Below are 25052 nucleotides of genomic sequence, written 5' to 3' on the forward strand. Positions count from 1 at the left end.
TTAGCCTATGGCGTGAGTTGGACTTTGAGCATTCTGGTTTGGCGTGTTGCGCTGCAGGCAAGTTCGTGCAAAACGACCGACCACTGATGTTCGTCGATTTCTGGCATCACTTTGGCTAGAGCTGTTGCAATGCCGGATCGATCCACACCATTGTTGTCCATCAAGCTCCAGTAGAACGTAATTCGCAGGATGGTTGCGAGGAATTGCCGAGGGTTGTTCCTATCGCTCAGATTCTCGGCATGTGGGACGCAGGTGAATAAGCTGGCGATCGTTGAAAACTGGGGAATACGCGAGATAATCTTGGCCGATTGTTGACACAGCTTGGTGAAGTGCAGATGGTGATCAGGATGGAAAATCGGAGTTTCTTTTAAACGCTTCTTCTCGTGATCGCTCATGGACAACATGCCGACCATGAAAACGCGACAAGCGACAAGTTCTTCCGAAGTGACTTCCATATTGAACGCTTCGGCGATGTCCCAAAATCGATCTTTGATCTGTTCAGGTGTTACTAGATGATTGGAGCTCAATTCCGCAAATTCAGACAGCACGTTGATGGACCCCAACATGGTATCAACCAGCAGTTCTTTTTCGATAAACTGGCTATCGTGTTGTTTTTGGGCCTCTTGGATAACGCGACGTAACTCATCCATCTCACAAGGCTTTGACAAAAACCGGAACACTCGGCCTTCGTTGACCGCTTGGATCGCGGTAGCGACATCTTGATTGCCAGTCAGCATGATGAACAGTGCGTTGGGCAAGCGATTGCGCAGGTGTCCAATGGTTTGAATGCCGTCAACTCCTGGCATGCACATATCAACGATGATGACGGAAAATTCTCCAAGGGTGTCGATTAGCTTGTTTGCCGCATCGCAGCTTTCGGCCGTCGATAACTCAAAGTCAAAGCACAGATTGCGTTCAAGGGTCCGCAGCAAAGATCGATCGTCGTCAATGAAAAGTATTCGATTTGCCATTCGTAGTATCTCCTAGCTTCGCATCAATAGGAAAGTTGTTGATGGGTTGAAGTAACGGCTTGACTGAAGGCGGTGAGAACCGGAGCTGCTTCAATTGCACAGCAGGTGTGCTTGATGGGCAGCTTGATTGTGAAGGTTGTGTACAACCCCGCTTCACTTTCGACGGAAATTGTTCCACCGTGCTTTTTGAGAACGACTTGTTGAACGAGCGCCAGGCCCTGGCCTGTTCCCTTGCCCACCGCTTTCGTCGTAAAAAATGGATCGAAAATCTGTTGGCGGATCGATGGCGGAATGCCAACGCCCGTATCATGGAAACGGACATAGACGAAATCCTGATCGCAACTTGTTTGCACGCGAATTTCGCCGAAGATGGATGGTTCAGGTCCAAGCTTCTCCATAATGGCGTCGGTCGAATTGACAAACATGTTCATAAACACTTGGCTCAGTTCGGCAGGAAAGGCGTCGATATGTGGCAAGTCGCTCTGGAAATCGAACTTGACCGTAGCGGTATATTTCCACTGATTGCGTGTAATGATCGATGCGTTTCGAATCAAATCGTGCAAGTCGGTGGGTACAGCATCGTTGGTACCCGGATGCGACATGCTCTTCATAGCCCGCACGATCGAAATCACGCGGCGAGAGGCTTCAACTGCTTCATCGATTGCTGAAGGGGTTTGTTCCCGCAGGAAGTCGTAGCGAAACGACGTCCGCATCGATTGGAACATCTCTCGTTCTTTGCGCCAGTCAATGTCTGAATTTTCTAACAGTTCGACCAATCGATCTGAGAGTGTGGTGAGTTTAATGAAACTCTTTTGAAGGAATTCGACGTTGCCAAACACGCATTGCATTGGCGTATTGATTTCATGAGCGATGCCAGCAGCGAGATGTCCTAGCGACTCAAGCTTCTGCGCCTGACTTAGTTTGCTTTCCAAGCGTTTCTGGTCAGACAAATCGCTGATGAAGGCCACCCACACATCGTGTTCGCCAAAGGCACTGCGATGTAGACTCACGCGACAAGGATATCGCGTGCCATCTTTTCGTTTGGCAAAGCATTCGAAACGCAAAATCTGCATGTCGGAACATCGCAGTTTTTCGACCAGTGCTGTCGAATCCTCCAGGCTTAGGAAATCGATCATACTTTGCGAAAGCAGCTCATCGCGAGTAAATCGTGAATTGCTGCAGGCACCGTTGTTCACTTCAATGAACTGCAGGGAGTGGGCACAAGCGATCAACACTTCATCCGGCGATTCCAGGATGAGCTTCGCTAGATTTCTAGCTCGCAACTGGGCGACTTTGGTAGCCGTGATATCGACGTTGATTACCGCTACGCCGCGCTGCCCCTGGTACAGCACGGGTGACAAACGCAGTTGGAAGTGACGTTGTTCATTGTTATCGCGACAACGATATTCTGCGGCGAAGTTCTCTTCTTGCCCAGCGATGATCGCTCGAATAGCATCTGCGATATCGCGGCTAGTTTGATGTTGACCACCGGCAGAATTCTCGCAACCAAGGATGTAGTTATCTCCCACATTGCACTCATTCCAGTCGTCTTTGGAACTGCAGAAGGTCCGCCATTTTTCATTGGCAAATACGATCGTTCCATTGTGATCTAGGATGCAGAGATGGGCATCGATAGAATTGAGAATCGTTGCCTTGAATGCCTCTGCATCATGCAGTTCTTTAGTACGCACGGCAACTCGCTGCTCCAGCAGGTCGCGCTCCGACTGGAGCTTGCATTGGAGATCGGCGTTGACCAACAATTGCTTCAGATTCTCTTGAATAATGACTGACAGCCCAATAACTTCCAGAAGCAACCACACGGTGTGCTCGATCGGACGCAAGCTGGTGAAGACCGCTGAACCGTAGACCGATTCGGGCCACCAATAGCCGCGAACCAAGTGATCGATGGCAGTGATCGCGACTGCGGGAATGAAAATGCTGCGGTCACGATATGCGACTAAAAATGCGAATGAGACGAACACATGAAAGTGTGCTTCGATGCGTCCTGCATTCAAGTAGATCAACAATGCGGAAAGAAGGACTTGCGCACTGGCGACCACCCATCGCGTAACGATTTTACCGGGCTGAACCAGACAGAGCGCCACTGGCAATGAGACAATCAAACCGCCCAATAAAACAGCGTACCAAACATTTGCATGCACCGTGGCCTGAGTTCCAGACCAGGCGAGCGGGGTTGCGAATGTGGCGAAAACGATGCAGACTAACCATTGCAGAGGCAGCAGTACAGCAAAGGCTCGATCGACGATGCGAAAATTGCGATCCAATGTCTGCCGAAACAACTGCACGGCAGATTGGTCGACATGCTTGGGCTGTGAGAGGAAAAACATCATTACTTTACCTATGGATTAATCCCGCCTGCCTTGCAACGGACAGCCAAATACTGGGCCAGTTAGCGGATCCGGCTGACAAGCCGCCAATGCCTGCGTTGCTTTGGCATAATTTGGATTGTCTGCGGCACAGGAACGACTGGCGGTCAGTCCACCGCGGTAGTGGACCACGGCGTTGGAATCGAGAACAACAACTCCTCCTGATGCATGCAGTTCCAAACTCGCGGCCAGTTGTCCATCCACGTCAGTCTCAATGCGAGCACCAAGTGTGCAGAGTCTCTCTAATTGTTCATTGGCGACCCAATGGCCATTCGCGTTGGTTGGTAACAAGGACAGGATAGTACAATCTACGTCGGGACCAAACTGCTGAAGCAATCGGCTCAGCGCGATCAATGAGTTCTTGGTACAGGGGCATCGCGGATGGACGGCCATGACTACCATCTTCCTATCAGGCGCGGGCAGCAGACGCACTAACGGGGAACTTAATTGGGGAACGCCTGAGATATTTGGCGGCTTGGTTGGCCGTTTGTCATGAAACGCTAACGATGTGAACGCAATAAGAATTGCGAACGACCAAAGCGCCAGCAGCATCGCTCGGTAGCGACGGCTGGGTAACGAACAAAGTAATTTTTCGGAAGAAGGCATAGAACAACCGGAAAGTTGGGAACATTCCAACAACCGTAGGTCGCAAAACGTTGTTCAAGAGTGGCCCTTGTCAGAAATACACAAAAACATCAAGAGCATCGCTGGTACTTAACCGGTCGGCAACGGCAGACGCGGCAGACGCGGCGCAATCCGCAGGCGATCGTTTTCGCGTGAAAGCGTCAAAGCTGTCGCAATTGCTACGGCCCTTGCAATCAGCGCAACTCCATTTGGTAGCCAAGCATGTGGGCGAATGCTCGCATCCAGGCCGGATGAGCGGGCCACGCTGGGGCGGTCACCAGATTGCCTTCAACGTGAACGCTATCCATGGTCGCAGCAGGTTCGACGTACGCTCCACCGGCTTGCGCAACTTCAAATTGAACTGCAGGATAGCAACTGCACTGTCGTCCTTTCAGCACACCGGCCGCAGCCAGGATCTGTGGGCCATGACAAATCGCGGCCACAGGTTTCTGGGCCTCAAAAAAGTGCCGAACCACCTTCAGCACCGCAGGGTTCATCCTCAAGTATTCTGGAGCTCTGCCTCCTGGCAAGACCAACGCGTCATAGCTGGTGGCATCAACCAAATCAAAGGTCTGGTTCAACGTGAATCGATGCCCTGGTTTTTCACTATAAGTTTGATAACCATCGAAGTCATGTATGGCGGTTGTGACATACTCCCCCTTTTTTTTGTCAGGGCAAACCGCTTCGCAATGACAACCAAGCATGGTCAGCATCTGAAAAGGCACCATCACTTCGTAGTCTTCTACAAAATCGCCGACGATGAAGAGAATGCGTTTGCTGGACATCATTAAATTTTTCCTACGAGATACAAGTACGTTGTCGATCGAAAGTGGGTTGGACCGTCAAGCGACGGTTTGCGCGTGCCATTCTACCTCCTACCGATCGCACCGTCTTCAGCCGATCGCACCGTCTTCAGCCGATCGCACTGTCTCCGACCGATCACACTGCGTAGCCACCGATTGATGGCCGCAGCCTCGATAAGATGGTAGAATAGACAGTCGGGAGCGGAATCCGCAACCGCAGCAAAATTAGACCGGTTCCCATGTAAGTGATTTCCCATGTTGCTTCGGCGTCTGCAATACATCGCGTTGGCAATCTTCAGTGTCAGCGTCAGTTCAATTTTGGACGCGCAAACGCCTCCGAAACAGCGTCCCAAGCACCAGCGCGTGGCAGCCCCAGACCTCAACGAGAAATCTTTCCCGGGAGTCTTTTTCGACGACGTTCAAGCTCAGTTAGTGGGTTCGTTGCCTAATGCTGCTCAGACTCCAAGCAGCGCGATGGCTGCGACAACAGCCAGCTCAAATGCCCAAGCCAGCGAGTCGGAGAGCGTTTGGAAAAAGCGAATCGACACGGCCACGTTGGAAGATTTGATCAAAGCCACCAAACTGCGATTAGATCCAGCCACCTCGTCGCCAGCGAAATTTGCCAGCGGAGGATACATGATTGCCCGCCGTGATTTCACGCTGCTTACAGTTCTGTTTGGCGTTATCGAAAACTACCCCGGCGATGTGCGTTGGAAGCATTCGGCGATTCGAGCGAAAGCCGATTTTTCGCGAATTGCGGCCAATGCAAAAGTGGGTTCGCTGCCAGCTTTTAACGAAGCGAAATTAAAGAACCAACAATTCAACGACTTGCTCAATGGCGTTCGCTTGGAAGAGTTGAAGGAAGACCCGCCGGGATGGGGCGACGCGGTCGATCGTCGGGCCGCGATGCAGGTGCTGGAATGGGTCTTACGCGACAACTTGAACAACGCCGTCAACAGCGAGACAGCATTTTCCGACGGGGCGGACCAAGCTCGAAAATACGCTCAGCTAACAGCGACCATCGGTGAAGTGTTATTGCAAGCTGGCATGCCTGACCAAGATTCAGATGAGTATCAACAGTGGACTCAAGAGATGATCGCGGCCAGCGAGCAGATCGCGGCCGGGGCAGCCAAGCCAGATTTCGCAGCGACGCGCGAGGCCATCAGTCGCTTAGACAAAAGCTGCAACAGTTGCCACGAATCCTTTCGGTAGCTGGCCGGGGCAGCGTAAGTTGTACAGCATTTTTGATTGGCGCAAAACACAAACGCGATTGGGCAAATTAGTCCAACCTTGCTAAACATCGAACTTCGCGGGAAGTGAACGAATATCCACAGTAGCGTCCTGCACAAATTCTGTCGGCTGCTACAATAATGCCGCCTCGCGATGGAGTCGGTTGCTTTGAATCAACCGGTCCATCTTGCGGCTTACTCTTGAGGATTCCATTCGACAGTTCTTGGTCTATTGAAAAGCTTAGGTGTTATGGATTTACAGTCAGTTTACGAACTCCCCAGCAAGTTCTATCTCGGCAAAACGTACGACCTAGGCAATCGTCAGCTACAAGACGATTTTATGCTGTATGACAGCAAGGACTTGGTGACGCATGCCCTATGCGTAGGGATGACTGGAAGTGGCAAGACGGGATTGTGCCTGAGCCTGCTGGAGGAAGCGGCTATCGATAATATCCCAGTTATCTGCATAGATCCCAAAGGCGACTTAGGGAACCTGCTGCTAACTTTTCCCGAACTGCGTGGGAAAGACTTTGAACCATGGATTGATCCCATGGAAGCGTCCCAGAAGAATAAATCGATCCCAGAGCTCGCTGAAAACTATGCCAACCTGTGGCGCAAAGGCTTGAATGACTGGCACCAACCGCCAGAGCGAATCGCTCGGTTTCGGGATTCGGCCGATGTCACGATCTATACCCCCGGCAGCAATATTGGCGTACCATTGACGGTATTAAAGAGCTTTGACGCGCCCTCTGCAGAAGTGATTGCCGACGGCGAAACCTTCCGGGAGAAAATCACCAGTGCGGCCTCCGGACTGCTCACGTTGCTCAATATCAATGCCGATCCGTTGACGTCTCGAGAGCATATTTTGCTGTCGAAGATCTTGGAGACCGCTTGGTTGGACGGCAAGAACTTAAGCTTGGCGGATATCATTCGCAATATCCAAGTCCCACCCATAGATCGCGTAGGCGTGATCGACTTGGATAGCTTCTTTCCGCCAGCTCAACGCGCGGCCTTTGCCATGTCGCTAAATAATTTGTTAGCGTCCCCTGCCTTTGCTGGTTGGTTAGAAGGCGAAGCCCTCAATATCAAGAACTTACTCTATGCTGAAGGTGGCAAGCCTCGCATCAGTATAATTTCAATTGCGCATCTGAGCGACAGCGAGCGAATGTTCTTTGTTACCATTCTGCTTGGAGAGTTGTTGGGGTGGATGCGCTCGCAGCCAGGTACGGGATCCCTGCGAGCAATTTTCTATATGGACGAGGTGTATGGCTACTTTCCACCATCGGCCAAGCCACCGTCCAAGCCACCGATGTTGACATTGCTAAAACAGGCCCGTGCATTCGGCTTAGGCATCGTACTGGCCACGCAAAACCCCGTCGACTTGGACTATAAAGGGCTGTCCAACATTGGTACTTGGTTCTTAGGGCGTTTGCAAACCGATCGTGACAAGCAACGCGTGCTGGACGGATTAGAAGGCGCGGCGGCGCAGAGCGGAGAGAAGTTTGATCGCGCGAAGATGGAACAAACCTTGGCGGCCTTGGGAGCTCGCGTCTTCTTAATGAACAACGTGCATAAGGACCAGCACGTCATTTTCCAAACCCGTTGGGCTTTATCGTTTTTGCGAGGTCCGTTGTCGCGTCAACATGTTTCGTACTTGATGCGAGACAAACGCGAAAGATTGGGTCGAGGAACCGTGCCCATGCAACAGCCCAGCCGCATGGATAGCGCGGCAGGAACGGCTAACGCGAGCATGGCATCGCCTGCCAAGCCTGCCAGCGCGCTGGATAGCGCTCGGCCAATTATCCCTGGCGATGTCAAAGAGTTGTTCTGGGTGCAAAGCAAGTTTGCAGCCCGCGACTCAGAGCTCATTTATATGCCAAGCCTGCTTGGCAGCGCGTCGATTCACTTCGTACGGGCCAGCGTGAATATCGACGTCTGGCAAGACGTTAACGTGATGGCGCCAGTACGAGGAGAAGTGCCAGCGTCTGCTTGGGAGAACGCTTTGATCCTCCCCGCCGGTACGCTGCAGCAGTCTCGCAACCCGGACGATGCCTTCATCTACGACAATTTACCGATCGCATTAGCGGCTGCGCGGAATTATAAGGCGTGGCAAAAACAATTGCAGGATTGGTTGTTTCGCACTTATAAGCAATCGGTCTATTTCGCTCCTGCCCTTAATCGCTATGGACGCTTGGGACAAAGCGAAATGGATGCTCGCATCGAATTCGCTCAAAGTGTTCGAGAGCTGCGGGACCGAAAAGTCTTTGAGCTTGAACAGTCGTTCGCAGGTAAACTGGATAGCTTGCAGGTAAAAATGAACGACGCGTTGGCCAAGCTCGCCAAGGAAGAGCAGGTCGCGCAGGGACATTTCTGGGATTCAGCCGTACAGATCGGCACTTCGGTTCTGGGAGCCCTGATCGGACGCAAGAAAATGACACAGACCAACATCACGCGGATGTCGACAGCGGCACGCAAGATGAGCAAATCTTCAGGTACAAAAGCTGAATTGCTGCGAGCCCAATTGCGAGTCGAGGAGTTGCAAGCTGAGTACAATAAATTGGAGCGGCAATGCGACACCGCCGTCGAACAGCTCAAACGCGAGTTTCAGCACGAATCGTTGCGGATCGAAGCAATTGACATTCCGTGCCGAAAAGGCGATATGCAAATTGACGATGTTGCACTATTGTGGATACCGTTTGAACGACATACCAACGGCGACCTGTTGCCGTTGGTTGAGTTGTCCAGCGACGCAGCGGTGGCTTTCAATGTAAAGCGTCGTCGGGCCTAAACAGGCCATATAACTTTACACAGCAAACTTCATGAAATCGATTATTACTTGGGCAGTGAAAAACGGGCCCGGGATCAACGTGCTTTTGTTGATCATATTGGGTATGGGATTGGCCTCGTTTTTTGCGATGCGCCGTGAAACCTTCCCCGAGTTCCAATTAGAAGTGGTTTTGGTGACGGTCCCTTACCCAGGGGCTACGCCTGACGAAGTGGAAACCGGCATCTGCAGCAAGATCGAAGAAGAGATCCAATCGATCTCCGGCATCAAGAAGATTACCAGCATCGCTCGCGAAGGCGGCGGATACACGCTGGCAGAATTAAAAACCAACGCCGCCCCTCAACGCGTACTGTCCGAAATTCGATCGGCGGTCGATCGGATCGGTGTCAAATTCCCGCAGATGGCCGAACGAGCTACCGTCGAACAACTGACCTTTCGGCAACCAGGAATTCGTGTCGCAGTCATCGGCCCCGATGATCGCTCGCCTGACGCAGAACTAAAGCTGCGAGCCATTGCAGAGGATACGCGGGACCGTTTGCTGGATTTACCCGAAGTCTCACAAGCTGAAATCGTCAACGCCAAACCGTTCCAGATCGATGTGGAACTGTCCGAAGATTCTTTGCGCAAGTATGGCCTATCGCTCAGCGAAGTCGCATCCACGCTGCGGCAAGAGAACTTGGAATTGCCAAGCGGTCAAATTCGCACCGAAGGACAAGAGATTCTTCTGCGCGGCAAGAACAAAAGTGAGTATGGCGTAGACATTCGCGACCTACCGGTGATCGCGCAAAGCGGCGGGAGCGTGCTGACGGTGGGCGACCTGGGCGTTGTGCGTGACGAGTTTGAAGATGTCACTTCACTGTGCGAAATCAATGGCCGTCCAGCTCAAGTGATCCAGATTGATCGCACCAGCGACGAAGACCTGTTGTTGCTGGCCGATGCCGTGCATGCCTACGTTGACCAAGCGGCAGCGCCGCCGGGCTACCGCATCCTGGCTTGGGGAGACGAATCGGTTGACGTCCGCGATCGCATTCGCATGTTACGCAACAACGGCTTGCAAGGCGGGATTATCGTCTTTGTCATGTTGGCAATTTTCCTTAACCCGCGTCTCTCGTTTTGGGTCGCCATAGGTATACCCATTTGTATTTTTGGCGCTGGAATCGTGCTGCTTGTACTGGGCCAAACCTTGAACATGTTAAGTATGTTCGCTTTCCTCATGGCGGTTGGGATCGTGGTCGACGACGGGATTGTGATCGGCGAAAACATCTACGCGCACAAGCTTGCGGGCAAATCCAATTTACAAGCCGCCATTGATGGCACCAGCGAAGTACTTCCCAGCGTCGCATCCAGTATTGCCACCACGCTGGTTGCCTTCACGCCGCTGTTCTTCGTATCAGGAGTCATGGGGAAGTTCATTGCCGTCATGCCGCTGGCGATTTTTGCTATGCTTCTGATTTCGCTGGCCGAAGTCACCTTTGCGTTGCCAGGTCACTTGGCTCATGATCGTAACGTGTTAGTGCGACTGTACCACTTCGTCGTGCCAAGCTTTTTGCGTTATGGCTTGACGAATTTTGTAGGCAAGCCGATCGCTTTTAGTTTCTCTTTTCTGGGAAGCAAGGCCGACGAAGGCTTGGAATGGTTCAACCGCAATGTGTACAGTCCCGCGTTGCGAGTTGTCCTACTGTATCCAACAATCCCTATAGCAATGGCGACTTTCATGTGGGTTTCGGCGATTGCACTGGTGCGATCCGGAACAGTGCCGTTCGAATTTTTCCCGAAGTTAGACGGCAAGAATATTATCGCCCAGGTTGTGTACCCCAGCGGTACTCCAGCGTCGGTCACAACCAATGCGATACGCAAGGTTGAAGCGGCTATTCGCGATTTAAGCGAAGAGATTCTGGCAGAAGAAACCTCGAAAGGCATAAACCGAACGCCGCCCCCAGAATACGACAATGGTGTGGCGGGCCCCGTGAAGCTCACGTTCTTGCAAGTTGGTTTCTCCAGCGGTGATGGCGGCCCCAACGCTGCCGCTACCAGCAGCGGTTCCAACGTGGCACAAGTCAACGCGGAGTTGCACGACGCGTCGCTACGCAATGTAACCAGCGAAGAAATCATTTCGCGTTGGCGACAAAAGGCAGGTAACTTTCCAGGTGCCGAACGCGTCACTTTCCAAGCTCAAAACATTGGCCCCGGTGGTAAGGCTCTCGAGTTCAAAATCTTGGCTCCCTCGTCCGCTCAAAAAGACCTGGAGGCCGCCGTTGAAGCATGCAAGGCGGCGCTCGTCAAATATGATGGCGTTGAAGATGTCCGCGATGACAACGTGCCCGGTAAGTTCGAGTTCCAATTCAAGATCAAAGAGTCGGCCAAACCGCTGGGCGTGACTCTAAATGATTTAGCAGACGCCATCCGCAGCTCGTACTACGGAGCAGAAGTCATGCGATTGCAACGCGGTCGCCATGAAGTCAAGCTCATGGTCCGTTACCCGGAACAACAACGGCAGTCATTAGCCGACTTCGAGAACCTCCGTGTCCGCGGCCGCGATGGTATCGAGCGACCTTTCTTGGAACTTGCCGAAGTCACGATTGCTCGTGGCTACAGCGAGATTAACCGATTGGACCAATACCGTTCCATCACCATTTCTGCGGATGTGAATGTACGCAAAGGAGCAAACGCATTTGTGATCGCTTCCGATTTGAAACGGGATCTGATGCCAAAGCTGCTGGAACAATATCCAAGCCTGCGATTTCGCTGGGAAGGCCAACAACAAGAAACCGCCGAATCGTTCCAGAGCATGCTGATCGGCTTCTTTGCAGCGTTATTGGGGATCTATGTTCTGCTGGTGATGGAGTTTCGATCGTATTTGCAACCGCTGATCATCGTTGCCATCGTGCCCTTTGGTCTGGTCGGTGCGATCTATGGGCATGCGTTTATGGGCATTCCGTTGACTTTGTTCAGCTTGTTTGGCATGGTGACACTTTCAGGAGTGGTCGTCAATGATTCGATCGTACTAGTCGACTTTATTAATCGCCAAGTCCGATCTGACCAACCGCTGATCGAGGCGCTGATGACGGCTGGCCAACGACGTTTGCGAGCAGTGTTATTGACCAGCATTACCACGATTGCAGGCTTAATGCCGATGCTAACCGAGAAATCGTTCCAAGCCCAAGCGTTGATTCCAATGGCGACAAGTCTTGCGTTTGGCCTAATGATGAGCACGATTCTGGTGCTCTTCATTGTTCCGTTCTTTTATCGAACTTACGCTGGGTTGGTCACCTTGTTCAGCTTTGACGTCCGCGTGGATCCAAGCGAGTGGATGGAAGGCGAGCATGCCAACGAATCAGCAGATAAGCCCAAGGTGACGGGCGTGTTGCATGCTTAACATCGGCGATTCGATTGCGAACTGCTGATGGCTGAATGAATCCGCTCCAAGCGTATAGGGTGCTGGAGGGGTGGGCAGGATCGCGTACGCCTACACTGACGGTTAAACGATCTGACGGTTAAACGAACTGACTACGGTTGACGGTGAAACGCAGTGCAGCTTTGCTCTTCGAAAAACGTTCGCTTCCGATTAAATTTGTTGCCATGCGCAACACACCATCTTTACATCAACCCACTCTAGTCCTTCAACAGACGTTTGGTCATTACTCCTTTCGCGGGATTCAAGCCGAGGTCATCGAACATGTCCTCTCAGGCTCGCATGCCATGGTGATTATGCCCACCGGCGGCGGCAAATCATTGTGCTACCAAGTCCCCGCGCTCTGCTATGACGATCCCGCTGCGATAACTCTGGTGCTTTCTCCATTGATCGCACTGATGCAAGACCAAGTCCAGTCGCTGCATGCTCGTGGCATCGATGCCACCTTCATCAACTCGTCGCTTGACCGCCAAACGCGCCAGCAGCGCTACCAACAACTCCGCGAGCAACGGTATCGATTGTTATATGTAACCCCCGAGCGATTTCGGAAAGAAGAGTTTTTGGACGCGATCCAGCATCGAAAAGTCCAATTGCTTGCCGTTGACGAAGCTCACTGTGTCAGCCAATGGGGGCACGATTTTCGGCCAGACTACAGCCGTCTTTCGGAGATTCGAAGCTTGATTGGCAATCCAACAACGCTCGCATTGACGGCCACTGCAACCGCGTTGTGCCGAACGGATATCTACCAACAGCTTGGAATCCCCTCTGCTGAGATTCGATTGTTCCACGAAGGTATTGAGCGGCCCAATTTGCACTTGGACGTCGAAGAAGTCTGGGACGAAGCCGGTAAGCTGGAAGCTTTGCAATCATCGCTATCCGATCCAAGCTACGCTGGCGGCAGTTCCATCGTCTATTTCTCATTGATTAAAACCTTAGAACGATTCAGCGACCTGCTGACGACCTGTGATGTAGAGCATCTGTGTTATCACGGCGATCTACCGCGAGAAAAACGCCGACGTGTTCAAGATCTTTTTATGCAAGGCAAAGACAACCTCGTCCTAGCCACGAATGCTTTTGGAATGGGCATCGACAAAGAAGACATCCGCATCGTCGTGCATGCGGAGACACCTGATTCTATCGAAGCCTACTATCAAGAGATCGGTCGCGCGGGGCGAGATGGGAAGCCAAGCTTGTGCCGTTGGCTATATGATCAAAACGATTTGCTAACTCAAATGCAGTTTATTCAATGGGCGAATCCCGATGCTGACTTTTACAGCCGCGTCTACACCTTGTTAAAGGAACATCCTGAAAAATGCCTTGCTTTTGGCTTGGAATGGATGAACGATCGCCTACAAAAAGTCAGTCGTCACGACCATCGTTTGGCGACTGTCATCGCCATGTTCGACCGCTACGGCGTGGTGGCCGGGCCTCGACCACCTCAGTGCTTTGACGTCACTTCGGAGTTGCCCGACTATTTTCAAGACACCCAACGACTAGCCGAAAAGAAACGTCGCGATCAACAAAGGTTGTATGCGATGGTGCAATACAAAGCAGAAACCGAAGACCGCAAAGCGTTCTTGTATCGCTACTTCCTGGACGATGCTCCGCTGGAGGCATAAAGCAAATCACTCCGCGGACTTGATCCAACCGCCCCCTAAGACGCGTGTACCAGCGTAGACAACAGCCAATTGCCCCGGTGCGACGGAATCGACCGGTGAGTGAAATTCCACATGCATCGTTTTGCCTTCCAAGCGACTAACGGAGGCTGGGTGGCTGGACGAGTTGTAGCGAATTTGGACTGACAGTTCGGTTTGATCGTCGATTGTGTCGGTCAGCCAGTTGCAATCTTCAGCCCACAACCGCGTGCGCTGTAGTTCATGACGCTTGCCAATCACGACTTGGTTTTTTGCTGGATCTAATCGTACAACAAAGTAAGGTTCAAGCATTGCGACCCCCAAGCCCTTGCGTTGACCGATCGTAAAGCTCTCTATGCCGTCATGCGTCCCAACTACCGCCCCGTCACTGGTAATGATCGAACCCGATTGACGACCTGAAGCGTTAGCGGACCGAGTGCGCACAAAATCTCCATGATGCCCGCTGGTTACAAAGCAGATCTCTTGGCTGTCCTTCTTCTCGGCCACATTCAGCCCCACGTGGGCAGCCAGTTCACGAATGCGAGGCTTCTCATATCCACCAATTGGCAGCATCATGCGTGACAAGTATTTGCGATCGATGCCAGCCAGCACATACGATTGGTCTTTGCGACCGTCAACGCCGCGGAACAAACCCAGTTCTCCAGTTTCCGTCGGCATCAGTTGAGCGTAATGCCCCGTTGCGACATACTTGGCATCCACCGCATCGGCATAGTCAAAGAGTGCTCCAAACTTGATCCAGTTGTTGCACTGGACACAAGGGTTCGGTGTTCGTCCGGATTGGTACTCATCCACAAAGTAATCGACGATTCGTCGGAAGTCTGATTGCATATCCAGTGCGAAGAAAGGGATGTTCAGCCGATCAGCCACACGCCTGGCATCCATCGCATCCGACGCGCTGCAGCATCCTTGTTTATGGTCACTGCGAGCTTGCACGATGGGCAAGTTCAAATGATTGGGCCGATCCAGCAAGTCCAACTGGCAGGCCGTTGCCGACTCTTCGCCATGCCGCATGAAGACCCCGACCACGTCATAACCCTGCTCAACCAGCAGGTGCGCAGCCACCGACGAATCCACTCCGCCGCTCATTGCTAATACTACGCGTTCCATGGTAAGGGGTAAGGGGTAAGGGGGCAGGCAAAATATCATTCTAGACGTTTTGCAGAAATTCCAACCGCAAATCGTCGTTTACCGGCGATGCCCGCACGGTTAAACGTGGAATCGCCCGTAGGCCGGTAACAAGCAAAGCCACAGCCCAGCGCCGGAACTTCGGTCGCTGAAGGTATACAACTTCACAAACCCCAACGGACATGGACGCATTGGCTTTGCGCAGTTCCGGCAAGAAACAAAACGACCTTGTTGCCAGCCTACGACTGGCTCATTAGAGCGTTTTCAAAAATCTCAACAGCAATTCATTGAATGCCGCTGGCTGTTCGATGGGAGCAAGATGTCCTGCTGAAGCGATCAGCTCGAATTGCGCGTTAGGCATCGCTTTGGCCATCGCTTGCATCCCATCAGCGGGCGTAATGGCATCGTCAGAACCAGCGACCACCAGTGATGGTAATTGGATCTGCGGCAGTCGATCTGTGAAATCCGAGCGATTGGCCATGGCCAGAAGTGCCATTTCAATTGCCTTAGGATCGATGCCAAACATCGTCTGTTCCAACCAGCGGACTAAATCTGGCGACTCCAAGCTTTGCTTGGCCAGCACTTTTTCGACCATCGGTGCCACAGCCGATTTTGTGCCAGAGTCGATCGCTTTGGCCGCGGTCTGTTTGCGCGTCTGAATAGCCTCGGGCGAATCCGCGCTCGCCTTGGTATTAGACAAGACCAAGGCTCGCAATCGCGGTGCGTAACGAGCCCAATACTCAAAGGCGACGTAGCCACCCATCGATAATCCAACCATCACGAATTGGTCGGTCACACCGACCGACTGCAACGATTGTTCGACAGCGTCAGCAAAATCAGCCATGCTCGAGATATCTGCGACAGTCGCTGGAGCGGCCTGTCCAAACCCAGGCAGATCGACCAAGACAACGCGATATGAATCCGCAAGCGGTTTGACTTGTGAGCGCCACAGCGACCGGTCCAGCGGGTAGCCGTGCAGGAAAACTACCGGCAGGCCTTGGCCATGGGTTTCAACGTAACATGATTTGTGCAGTGACACTGGTAAATCCTGTTGGGTTATAAGCCTAATTCTTTACGGATGAACGCGGGACGATTGGTCGTGATCCCAAAAGCGCCCAAGCTCTGAAAGTAGCGGGCGTCTGCGGCGTCATCGATTGTCCAGAAATGGTACTCTTGAACGCCTCCATCGCGCAGTGCTGCGATAAAGTCGGTGTTGACCACTAAGCGCAAGCCCTTCATGCCCACGCCATCGGCTTTTGTGCGAGCCACCGTATCAATGATCTCTTGAGCCGTTGGCAACCATTGGCCACTCTTGTCGTCGAAGCTTGTGAGCCAGTGGATTGGAATGTGCGGCAACTGCTTTTTACACTCCGCAACCGTCTCTGCGTTGAAGGCGATGATCAAAAACTTCCGATTGCCAACTTCAAATTGTTCCAACGCAGACTTCAGCGGCTCAACAATCTCAGGCCCTGTTTTCAGTTCAATAATAAATCGTTTGCCATCAGGGATAACTGCCAGCACGTCTTGGAAAGTAGGAATCGGTTCGCCTTGGAACCGCGAGTTGAACCAATTACCGTATTCGAGTGATCGCAGTTCGGCTAAAGTCGATTTCGCGACCATCAGTTTCTTGCCCCCAGTTCGCTGTGTATCCTTGTCATGGATGCAAACGATTTGATGGTCGGAAGTGACGTAGAAATCCCCTTCGACGCCATCCGCATTTTGTTCGAACGCGAGCCGAAACGCGGCTAGTGTATTTTCGGGTGCGTCAAACGAGGCCCCGCGATGCGCAACGATAATTTGTCCGGATACACAATTTGACCACATCAGGCTAACCATTAAAATTGTGCTGAAACTTATAACCGAACGTGTAAGGCAGTGAGGATTCCAATGTTTTTTTGGAAGTTTTTCGGTCATCATGATCGTCTTAAAGTTTGTGTTAAGTTTACGCTTTACTGCTAAAGGGGAGGCTGATCCACTCCGGCAATCGAGTTTTCCCGAGCGAACCGATTGCGTCCAACAGGGACAGCCCACTTTAGATACTAAGAGTTTAGGCTTGGTGATCGGACCAACCGAGCTTAATATCGTTCGAACAAGCCGGGCTCGATTGATCTAGCCTGTACCAAGGATGTCCTTTTTAAATCGATCAGTCAACAGCGTGTCGAAAAATCACTCGGTCATTCTCCTGTATCATTACTTTCATCCTGACGATGTGATCAGCGCTCGACTGTTTTCAGATCTGGCCGTCGGATTGACAGAAGCTGGCTGCGACGTAACGGCCATGCCATCGATTCGCAGTTGTCACGATGGGAAGGCGGCATATGCCAAACTAGAGACATGGGCTGGCGGAGCGATTGCCAGATTGTGGCGACCCGCGTGGAGCCAACAATCCAACAAAGGACGTCTGGGCAACATGGCGTTTGTCTTATCGACTTGGTGTTGGCGCTCGATTACAGCGCCGCGGGCGGCGCGTCAAACGGTGATTATTGGCACCGACCCCATCCTTTCGATTTTGACCGCCTTTTGTTGGCGGCTATTTCGCCCCCGAGCCCGCATTATCCATTGGTGCCATGACCTTTACCCAGAAGCGGCGGTTGCGGATGGAATGGTCAGCGAGCGGAGTCTAGCCGTACGAGGGCTTAACTGGCTGCTGCGTCATGCGTATCGACGTTGTGATGTAATCGCCGATTTGGGACCTTGCATGCGTTTGCTGCTGCAGCGCACCATCGGCGCCCACCCTGCGGACGCAGATTCACTTCCCGCAACATCCGCAAACACAAGCCAGCAACTTGTCACAACTGCAGCCGGCTCGCAACCCTTCAGCAATACTCCGCACCAAGACATCTTCCAACAGGAGCAGCGAGGTCGAACTTACATCACGCTGCCACCTTGGTCGTTGGTTGAACCATCGGAAGTTGCGGCCACCGACAACCCTGAGCGGCGGACTTTGTTCGGTTCAGCCAACCTTGCGTTTCTCTACAGCGGCAATTTGGGAAGAGCTCATGATTATCAACCCTTGATACAGTTGGCCGACAGTTTGGGGAGCGATTATGCTTTTTGTTTTGCCGGCCGCGGGCCGCAGTTTCAGAAGTTAGAGCAGTCGATCAAGCATTCCTCCAATGTTTCCATCGCCGGTTTTGCGACCGAAGCGGCGCTGCAACAACGTTTAGCCGCCGCGGACATTCATTTGGTGAGCTTGAATCGCCAGTGGACAGGCAGCGTACTGCCTTCGAAATTCTTTGGAGCGATTGCCAGTGGCCGCCCGGTGTTGTTTTCTGGCAGTCAGCAGTGTGGCATCGCTCAGTGGATCTTGCGAATGAACTTAGGCTGGGTGCTGACGGAAGACAATTTAAGCATCGTGGCCGATCAATTGAGAAGCTTTGCGATCGATGCTCACGCTCGAGCGCAAATGAATCGACACTGCCAACAGACTTACCAAGCGTATTTTGCCAAATCGAAACAGATTAAACAGTGGCAAGCCTTGGTCGATAGTCAGTGAAAGCAGGCTGCGTTTCAGACTGCTTCGCTAGACATTCGCAACTCGCAATGAACAAGCTTCCGCTGGTCCGTTTTAAGTTCAGGCGATACTGCGAACCGCTTCGTCACTCGCCTATGTGTTCGCGCGAGTGAGATTGTCGAGTGTGACTACTCTGCCGTGTAACGTCGTGAAGCGCTGATTCGCGAGTTAAGTTTCGCTTCTACGATTGCGGCAGGGCGCGAGTAAATGCGGCTGTCCGGAACCATATCATCGTCCAGCAGCGCTGCTTTGGCATCGGTCGCAGCGTGAGCGACATGCGACTTAAGGGCAATTGGAGCGACCTGTTCGTTACGGCTAACAGTAAATCGTGGGTACAAACCCGCCATGGTTGGCTCGATAATTCTCGCCATTGATAAACCTATGAAAAGATGTTGAAAAGGTGGAGTCGTGTACGTCTTACGATATAACTCGAACGCCAATCTGAGCGTCTATATCGGCTAAGTCGACCATTGCGAAGAGGAGTAGATGCAATGTCGTTAACCACGGATTTCTCGTCATGGACAGTTCTTTATGACCTAACTTCGTTGGAAATTTTGGCCAGATGTGCACTGCTCTTCCATAAGGATATACACCGCAAATCCAAAAGTTTAGAGTCGCAAAGAGTGTGCCAAACAGCGTGCCGTAACGCCACAATCGCCTATGTCGTACTTCGCTCCCTTAAGCCGCTTGCTACGTGCCAACATCGTTTCATCAGTCGAATGAAATTTTTACAAGATTTTGTATTTTGCTACCAAAAAGTACATTGTTTTGCCAAACTCGACAGTCATGTTGCCAACCGATGGCAGAAAAGCCGACGGCAAAAACCTAGAGATTTGTGGAGCGAAGACGTTACAGCACTCCTTAACGAAAGGGAGTCGCCAGCTTAACATTCCGACATGGAACAAAACCGTTCAGATATCGCTTGGTTGTTGGCAGAGTCGAAGGCTTTAGCATTGTGTGGCAAGCAAGCGTGGGCGATGGTGCCCGCTTGGCATCGCGCTGCCTTGGGAACCGCTTCGGGTTTGATGGCGGCCAACTCCTTAGCAAATATCTACCAAGCCTTCTTGTTAGGCTATCTGGTCAATCTGCTGGCCAGCGGATTGGGCAACACCGAAGAGAGCACTTTATTTTGGAGCGCGATGAAGTTGCTCGGAGTGGTCGGCGTGCTGTACCTGATGCGAGAGACTTTCAATATTCTGCGTCGCTACATGGTCGAGAATACTTGCACGGGGCTTAACCGTGACATGCAGTTGCGTACGGCAGCTCACGTCATGCGTTACGACATGCAGCAACTGAATGCAGAGAAGCTTGGCACCATGCACGGCCGAATCTTTCGCAGCGTTGATGGGCTGATTCATTTCATACGTTTGATGTTCTTAGATTTTATGCCTGCGATCTTCACGGGCAGTTTTGCCTTGGTCGCCGCGCTCATGAAACAACCGATGCTGGGCTTGGTCATGTTGGGCGTCGTGCCAATCTCGGTGTTCTTGACGCTGCGACAACTGAAGACACAAAAAGGCGTTCGCTTGCAGCTCATGCGCGACTGCGAGGAAGTCGACGGGATGCTGGTCGAACAATTGGCGGGCGTCGAGTACATCCGCGTGGCGAATACCATCGATCGCGAAGTGGACCGTTTGTCACAATCTACCGATCGTCGTCGGCGGCGAGAATTGAAGCATCACTTTGAAATGTCTTTGTTCGGATCTGGCAAAGCGATCAACGAAGGCTTCTTTAATTTGGCCGTGTTGGCTCTGGCTACTTATATGGCGATCCAAGGCCAGATCAGCTTTGGAGATATCCTAGTCTTTTCCGCGTTGTTTGGCAGCGTGATGTCGCCTTTGAATGAAATCCATCGCATTGTGGACGTCGGGCATGAGTCCAGTTTGCGCATGACCGATCTGCGAGAAATGTTGCTTCGGCCCGTCGACCAGTCCTTTGAAACTCCTGCGATTGCTGCATTGCCGATCGCCACAAAGAATCAGCCAATGATTGAAGTCCAGTCATTGACCGCCAGCTATCGTCAAGGGGATCGCGTTAAGCAAGTGTTGCATGATGTCAGTTTCGATGTCCTGCAAGGCCAGTGTGTGGGCATTGCGGGCCAATCCGGTGGTGGTAAGTCTTCGATGATCAAAGTTCTGCTGCGATTGGTTCATCCGCAGCAGGGGCAAGTCAAACTGAACGGCGTGCCCATAGATTTGTTGGATCGAGCAAGCTTGGCAAGTCTGGTGGGTTACGTCGGCCAAAACCCGTTCGTCTTTTCCGGTACCATCCGCGAAAACATCGCCTATGGCTGTGGTGAAGTGGCCGATGAACAAGTGCAACGTGCGGCGATCGCGGCCCATATCCATAGCGAGATTATGGAGATGCACGGTCAGTACCAAGCGACCGTCAGCGAGCGGGGCAATAACCTGTCGGGCGGACAGCGTCAGCGGATTGCGTTAGCTCGCTTGCTGCTGCGAAATACGCCCGTTTTGATCTTAGACGAAGCGACGAGCGCTTTGGACAATATCAGCGAACGTTTCATTCAATCCTCTTTGGGCGTACGATCGGGCAACCAAACAATCATCATGATCGCTCATCGTCTGACAACGCTGCGGCATTGCGACAAAATCATGGTGTTCGATGCGGGCCGAATCGTAGAAACGGGCACTTTTGAAAACCTCGCTGCTGCCGATGGCAAGTTTGCGGAACTGCTGCAGGCCAGCGAAAGTGAGATTGAGGGCTTGCGAACGTCTTCCTAGGTTACCGTTGGCAGTTCTTGCGGCGAGAGCCAAACCGCTACCTGTTTCGTTTGAAGTCCGCAAAAAGGACTTGCGACACAAGCCTTTGGAGCATACAAACACCGTTTCGGCGAAAGATCGCCGGGACCGGGAGGGTAGCCGAATGGTTAGGAACCTGACTCGAAATCAGGCGCCGGGAAACCGGTTGAGGGTTCGAATCCCTTGCCCTCCGCTTAATTTCCCGCTGGTTTGCAGTTCCTGGCATTTTCGCCTAGACAATTGCCGATAGACATGCAATTATATGCGGCCCGTTTGCAACTAACGGGGTTTTTCAAGTTCAGTCGCGTTCGGCTGTGCGATTACCGCGTTATTTTCGATATTCAGTTCTCTCTGTAGTTATGCCTAACACTAAAAGCGCCAAACATCGACTGCGTCAAAGCCAAGAACGACGCCAACGAAATCGATCGGTCAAATCCACTTTGCGAACCGCGATTCGGAAACTGTACGAATCCGTAGCTTCCAAGGAATTTGATTCGGCCAAATCGCTTATGCCCGGTGTTTCCAAGGAATTGGATCAAGCGGCCGCCAAAGGCGTTATTCACGCAAACAAAGCATCACGCCTCAAGAGCCGTCTGTCGGCTATGCTGAAAAAAGCAAGCACCGCTGCTTAGTTGGTTCGGTTGGGAACGAGCTTTTACTGAGCAGCCGGTTTCCAGCCCCCCAAAATACGCCGCGGTACTCTGCCCCCGGCGATTCTTTAGGTGACATCCAGATGACGGTAAAGCAGGCTAGCCTAAAAGCTCTGCCTGCACCATTCGCTGGGCTAATTCCGGCATCGTCACCGTCGCACTCCAGCCCAACTCTCGTTTGGCTTTGGACGCATCGCCGACCAGCGGCGCACTTTCCACTGGCCGCATCAAACGCGGATCGGAGACTACGTAACGTCGCCAGTCCAATCCGACTTCTTCAAAGCAAGCTGCCAAGAAATCTTCCACACTGCAAAGCTTGCCCGTCGCCAAAATGTAGTCACCAGGCTCAGGCTGCTGCAACATTCGCCACATGCCATCAACATAATCGGGAGCATACCCCCAGTCGCGACGAGCAGTCAAATCGCCTAGCTGCAATTGCTGCTGCTGTCCGCGCTGGATCGCTACGACCGCTTTCGTGATCTTCCGCGTCACAAAGCTTTCCCCACGGCGAGGCGATTCATGGTTGTAACAAATCGCGTTGCAAGCAAACATTCCAAAGGCCTCGCGATAAACACGCACCAAATCGGAGGCAAACGCTTTGGCCACGCCATAGGGGTTGCACGGTCGAAATGCCGTTTGCTCCCGCTGCGGAAACTCTTCCGGTTGGCCAAAAATCTCGCTGCTGCTGGCATGCAAAAGCTTGGGGATCGGCTTCAAGTCACGCAGGATTTCCAGCAATCGAAGCGTACCCATCGCAGTGAATTCGCACGTCGATTCCGGAATGTCAAAACTAACCCCAACATGGCTTTGACCGGCTAAATGATAAACTTCATCCGGCAGCACCCTCATCAAGATTCGCCGCACCGTTGTGGTGTCATCCAAATCCGCATAATGCAAAAACAGCGACCGATTGTAGATGTCTGGCCGCTGGGTCAAATGATCCAATCGGTAGCGCACGGTCGAACTGCTGCGACGCACCAGGCCATGGACATGGTAGCCTTTCTCCAGCAGTAGCTCACAAAGATACGACCCATCCTGACCGGTAATTCCGGTGATTAATGCTGTTTTTGGCATTCACGATTTCGTACAGGTAACGGAATGGGCGCGGACAAAGCCTAATTGCCAATCGCCGCTGAGCGACGACCGCCCCGCCTCGGATCGCCCTCAGTCGTTAAGCTACGGGCTGGTGACGGTTGCCGTCGAAGGAGTGAACTCTATTTTGGTTCGCTGGCCAATAGTTTGCAATAAGGTATTCACCAAGTTGATCACGCTGGCATCGACACGCTGTTGCTCGGCGATGGTCGGATAGAACGCTTCCGCCTCGAAAACACGTGTTTCGTTATCGTCGTCACTAGCCGACAATTTTGCGAAGATACTTTGCCAATCGGATTGCGAATTGCCCTCAGTAGACTCCGGCGGGCGGATGTCGCCAGCGATATCGATTTCCGCTAACACCAAGAAAGCCTGACCGCCTATGGCATTCCGCAGCGGCAGGAAACGGTACGGTAGCGAAGCATCCGCCATCCCATCTGCTGCGCCCTCCACCGGACGCCAGTTCAACTGAGCGTACATCTGGAGCGGTGACAAGCGGCTGCTGCCAGCCGTTAACGCAAAAGTGACTTGCTCCAAACCGCGGCTGTACTTCCAAACAAAAGCTGGAATTGGCGATCCACTGGCTGAAACTTTCGCTTCGATGGCGTAGCTTGCTTTCTTCCAGTCGCCAACTTCGTCGGGCAGCGTCGTCGCTTTCGCGATCTCGGTGGTGTAAGCACTTGAAATTCGCTGTGTCCCCACGGCGCGCTGGAGATTGCTGGCAACCAACCAAGCCGCCATCAGCCCCCCGCCTAGCAGTGTGACTGCAAGCGGCAGAGAGACAAACCGACTTAAAGGCTGCTGCATCGACAAACCAATGGGCGGGCGCGAACGCATTATGGAATCTTCAATCAGCCATTCGTCTTCGATCGCTTTGGACCAGCTCGCAGGCCGCGTCAACGCTAACAATGCGACCTCGAATAAGATGAAAGCGATCAGGACGAGGGTAAACACGGCGGCGCGAGTCAGCAACACGGGCAACTCTTGAGCGCTATTGCCCTGAATATTACCGTAAATCCCCAGAGCGGTCTGAGCGATTGTGCTGTAGACAATCACCCACAGCGGTACGCTCACCACCAACAGGATCGTTGCCAAATAACCGTGTCGACGCAAAGCGAGAAAAACCGTTGCTAGCCCAAGAAAGAAAAAGAAACTGTCCGGACCGCCCGCCACTCGCGTAATCGGAATCGAGAAGAATCGAGAGCTGATCATATTGTCGCTCTGAAGATGCAACACACCAAAGGTATCCAAGGCAGCACTGGTCCAATTACCACCCACGGTTTGCAACGTGCGAATGATGGAGATATCCCAACTGTAAGGCAACGGAATGGCAACCGCGACCAAGGCGACCAAGGCCGCAATCCGGGTCCAACGCGTTTCCCCCATCTGCCCCAATAGCCAACCAAACAATATGACTGCGATCGCGAAGTGGGAAAGCTGAGGCAGGAAAAACCAGATGGAAACCAGACCCAAAACGGCACCAATAGCCGCAATACCACTGGCGAACCAGTAACGCTTCTTATCCGGTTGCGAATATCGAAAATGGACCGCAATCAACGCTACCGCAGCCAGGATTGTCAGCGGCGCGAAACGATAGTGCGGCCGTTCCCAAATTCGGAACGCTTCGACAAAGAGCATCGGCAGCAATCCCAACAAAGGGACAATCCCAACGACAGTTAGCCAAAACGTATCGAGCTGCTCGGTCGACGGTTCGCTGGATGAATCGCTGGCCATCAAATCGTCGATCTTTACAAGGTCGTCAGTGGTAAGTTCCATCGATGAAAGTGACAATGAAAATCGTCTATCTTGGCAAGTGACTTATGATCGATCTGAAACGGGCATACGATAAGCCCCTAGCAATGAAACTCAGATCGCGGCGCCCAAATATTGTAGATTTAGCGGCACGCTTGCAAAACCCTTAAACAGCAACGAATCAATGAAGATTGCATAATGCCCAGCCACATCTGATCATTCAAACCACTTATTGATCAAGCATGCCGCAATCGTGCAAGTCGGCTGCAATTCGCAACCTTTCGTTTAACCGCG

At 52.4% G+C, this 25052-nt stretch carries 17 protein-coding genes and 1 tRNA gene; 8 read left to right on the top strand and 10 right to left on the bottom strand.

The genetic code is table 11. The features are described 5' to 3' along the window. Positions 1–5: 5 nt before the first annotated feature. The 4 genes from SH302x_RS20885 to SH302x_RS20900 all read right to left on the bottom strand — a co-directional run bounded on the left by SH302x_RS20885 (position 6) and on the right by SH302x_RS20900 (position 4767). On the bottom strand, positions 6–971 hold the full coding sequence (locus tag SH302x_RS20885) for a response regulator (RefSeq protein ID WP_479364597.1): 966 nt from the start codon (positions 969–971) through the stop codon (positions 6–8). A 23-nt stretch (positions 972–994) separates the two neighbouring features. Beyond that, positions 995–3322 carry a PAS domain-containing sensor histidine kinase gene (locus SH302x_RS20890; protein ID WP_479364598.1) on the bottom strand — a complete coding sequence of 776 codons (2328 nt, stop codon included), beginning with the start codon at positions 3320–3322 and terminating at the stop codon, positions 995–997. 15 nt (positions 3323–3337) lie between these two features. Continuing rightward, complete coding sequence (locus tag SH302x_RS20895; protein WP_479364599.1) at positions 3338–3964, bottom strand: hypothetical protein; 627 nt, start codon at positions 3962–3964, stop codon at positions 3338–3340. Between the two features lie 212 nt (positions 3965–4176). Beyond that, positions 4177–4767 carry a DJ-1/PfpI family protein gene (locus SH302x_RS20900; protein ID WP_479369297.1) on the bottom strand — a complete coding sequence of 197 codons (591 nt, stop codon included), beginning with the start codon at positions 4765–4767 and terminating at the stop codon, positions 4177–4179. Positions 4768–5040: 273 nt separating this feature from the next. Between SH302x_RS20900 and SH302x_RS20905 the strand changes: the two genes are divergently transcribed. From SH302x_RS20905 to SH302x_RS20920, 4 genes are all read left to right on the top strand, one after another. Further along, on the top strand, positions 5041–5997 hold the full coding sequence (locus tag SH302x_RS20905) for a cytochrome c (RefSeq protein ID WP_479364600.1): 957 nt from the start codon (positions 5041–5043) through the stop codon (positions 5995–5997). 267 nt (positions 5998–6264) lie between these two features. Then, a complete protein-coding gene (locus tag SH302x_RS20910) occupies positions 6265–8802 on the top strand; it encodes a helicase HerA domain-containing protein (RefSeq protein ID WP_479364601.1) in 2538 nt (845 codons plus the stop codon). Between the two features lie 31 nt (positions 8803–8833). Next, positions 8834–12175: an efflux RND transporter permease subunit gene (locus SH302x_RS20915; protein ID WP_479364603.1), complete on the top strand. Its 3342-nt coding sequence runs from the start codon at positions 8834–8836 to the stop codon at positions 12173–12175. A 203-nt stretch (positions 12176–12378) separates the two neighbouring features. Further along, positions 12379–13830, top strand: a complete 1452-nt coding sequence (locus SH302x_RS20920) for a RecQ family ATP-dependent DNA helicase (RefSeq protein ID WP_479364604.1) — start codon at positions 12379–12381, stop codon at positions 13828–13830. Between the two features lie 6 nt (positions 13831–13836). On the opposite strand, the gene mnmA is transcribed toward SH302x_RS20920, so the two are convergent. The 3 genes from mnmA to SH302x_RS20935 form a co-directional block, all read right to left on the bottom strand. Continuing rightward, the gene (gene mnmA / locus SH302x_RS20925; RefSeq protein WP_479364605.1) at positions 13837–14973 is read right to left on the bottom strand and encodes a tRNA 2-thiouridine(34) synthase MnmA; all 1137 of its coding nucleotides are present in this window, start codon (positions 14971–14973) and stop codon (positions 13837–13839) included. 271 nt (positions 14974–15244) lie between these two features. Further along, complete coding sequence (locus SH302x_RS20930; RefSeq protein ID WP_479364607.1) at positions 15245–16030, bottom strand: alpha/beta fold hydrolase; 786 nt, start codon at positions 16028–16030, stop codon at positions 15245–15247. Positions 16031–16047: 17 nt separating this feature from the next. Further along, on the bottom strand, positions 16048–16815 hold the full coding sequence (locus SH302x_RS20935) for a glycerophosphodiester phosphodiesterase (protein ID WP_479364608.1): 768 nt from the start codon (positions 16813–16815) through the stop codon (positions 16048–16050). A 331-nt stretch (positions 16816–17146) separates the two neighbouring features. Between SH302x_RS20935 and SH302x_RS20940 the strand changes: the two genes are divergently transcribed. Continuing rightward, entirely contained in the window at positions 17147–18487 is a 1341-nt protein-coding gene (locus tag SH302x_RS20940; RefSeq protein WP_479364609.1) for a glycosyltransferase family protein, read from the top strand. A 146-nt stretch (positions 18488–18633) separates the two neighbouring features. Here the strand turns inward: SH302x_RS20940 and SH302x_RS20945 are convergent, their stop codons facing one another. Continuing rightward, positions 18634–18876 carry a hypothetical protein gene (locus tag SH302x_RS20945; RefSeq protein ID WP_479364611.1) on the bottom strand — a complete coding sequence of 81 codons (243 nt, stop codon included), beginning with the start codon at positions 18874–18876 and terminating at the stop codon, positions 18634–18636. 525 nt (positions 18877–19401) lie between these two features. Here SH302x_RS20945 and SH302x_RS20950 point away from each other — a divergent pair. The 3 genes from SH302x_RS20950 to rpsT all read left to right on the top strand — a co-directional run bounded on the left by SH302x_RS20950 (position 19402) and on the right by rpsT (position 21896). Further along, entirely contained in the window at positions 19402–21246 is a 1845-nt protein-coding gene (locus tag SH302x_RS20950) for an ABC transporter ATP-binding protein (protein ID WP_479364613.1), read from the top strand. 129 nt (positions 21247–21375) lie between these two features. Next, positions 21376–21457: transfer RNA gene (locus SH302x_RS20955), tRNA-Ser, on the top strand. Positions 21458–21623: 166 nt separating this feature from the next. Continuing rightward, positions 21624–21896, top strand: coding sequence for a 30S ribosomal protein S20 (gene rpsT, locus SH302x_RS20960; protein WP_479364614.1), 273 nt, complete (start codon positions 21624–21626; stop codon positions 21894–21896). A gap of 117 nt (positions 21897–22013) precedes the next feature. Here rpsT and SH302x_RS20965 read toward each other — a convergent pair whose 3' ends face one another. Both SH302x_RS20965 and SH302x_RS20970 read right to left on the bottom strand, forming a co-directional pair. Further along, complete coding sequence (locus SH302x_RS20965) at positions 22014–22988, bottom strand: GDP-mannose 4,6-dehydratase (protein ID WP_479364615.1); 975 nt, start codon at positions 22986–22988, stop codon at positions 22014–22016. Positions 22989–23090: 102 nt separating this feature from the next. After that, positions 23091–24782: an archaeosortase/exosortase family protein gene (locus SH302x_RS20970; protein WP_479364616.1), complete on the bottom strand. Its 1692-nt coding sequence runs from the start codon at positions 24780–24782 to the stop codon at positions 23091–23093. Positions 24783–25052: the final 270 nt, after the last annotated feature.

Source organism: Njordella calcicola (assembly GCF_056494125.1).

Coding starts and splice junctions, on each gene's coding strand:
- SH302x_RS20885 (WP_479364597.1), bottom strand. CDS start 971: ATGGCAAATCGAATACTTTTCATTGACGACGATCGATCTTTGCTGCGG.
- SH302x_RS20890 (WP_479364598.1), bottom strand. CDS start 3,322: ATGATGTTTTTCCTCTCACAGCCCAAGCATGTCGACCAATCTGCCGTG.
- SH302x_RS20895 (WP_479364599.1), bottom strand. CDS start 3,964: ATGCCTTCTTCCGAAAAATTACTTTGTTCGTTACCCAGCCGTCGCTAC.
- SH302x_RS20900 (WP_479369297.1), bottom strand. CDS start 4,767: ATGTCCAGCAAACGCATTCTCTTCATCGTCGGCGATTTTGTAGAAGAC.
- SH302x_RS20905 (WP_479364600.1), top strand. CDS start 5,041: ATGTTGCTTCGGCGTCTGCAATACATCGCGTTGGCAATCTTCAGTGTC.
- SH302x_RS20910 (WP_479364601.1), top strand. CDS start 6,265: ATGGATTTACAGTCAGTTTACGAACTCCCCAGCAAGTTCTATCTCGGC.
- SH302x_RS20915 (WP_479364603.1), top strand. CDS start 8,834: ATGAAATCGATTATTACTTGGGCAGTGAAAAACGGGCCCGGGATCAAC.
- SH302x_RS20920 (WP_479364604.1), top strand. CDS start 12,379: ATGCGCAACACACCATCTTTACATCAACCCACTCTAGTCCTTCAACAG.
- mnmA (WP_479364605.1), bottom strand. CDS start 14,973: ATGGAACGCGTAGTATTAGCAATGAGCGGCGGAGTGGATTCGTCGGTG.
- SH302x_RS20935 (WP_479364608.1), bottom strand. CDS start 16,815: ATGTGGTCAAATTGTGTATCCGGACAAATTATCGTTGCGCATCGCGGG.
- SH302x_RS20945 (WP_479364611.1), bottom strand. CDS start 18,876: ATGGCGAGAATTATCGAGCCAACCATGGCGGGTTTGTACCCACGATTT.
- SH302x_RS20950 (WP_479364613.1), top strand. CDS start 19,402: ATGGAACAAAACCGTTCAGATATCGCTTGGTTGTTGGCAGAGTCGAAG.
- rpsT (WP_479364614.1), top strand. CDS start 21,624: ATGCCTAACACTAAAAGCGCCAAACATCGACTGCGTCAAAGCCAAGAA.
- SH302x_RS20965 (WP_479364615.1), bottom strand. CDS start 22,988: ATGCCAAAAACAGCATTAATCACCGGAATTACCGGTCAGGATGGGTCG.
- SH302x_RS20970 (WP_479364616.1), bottom strand. CDS start 24,782: ATGGAACTTACCACTGACGACCTTGTAAAGATCGACGATTTGATGGCC.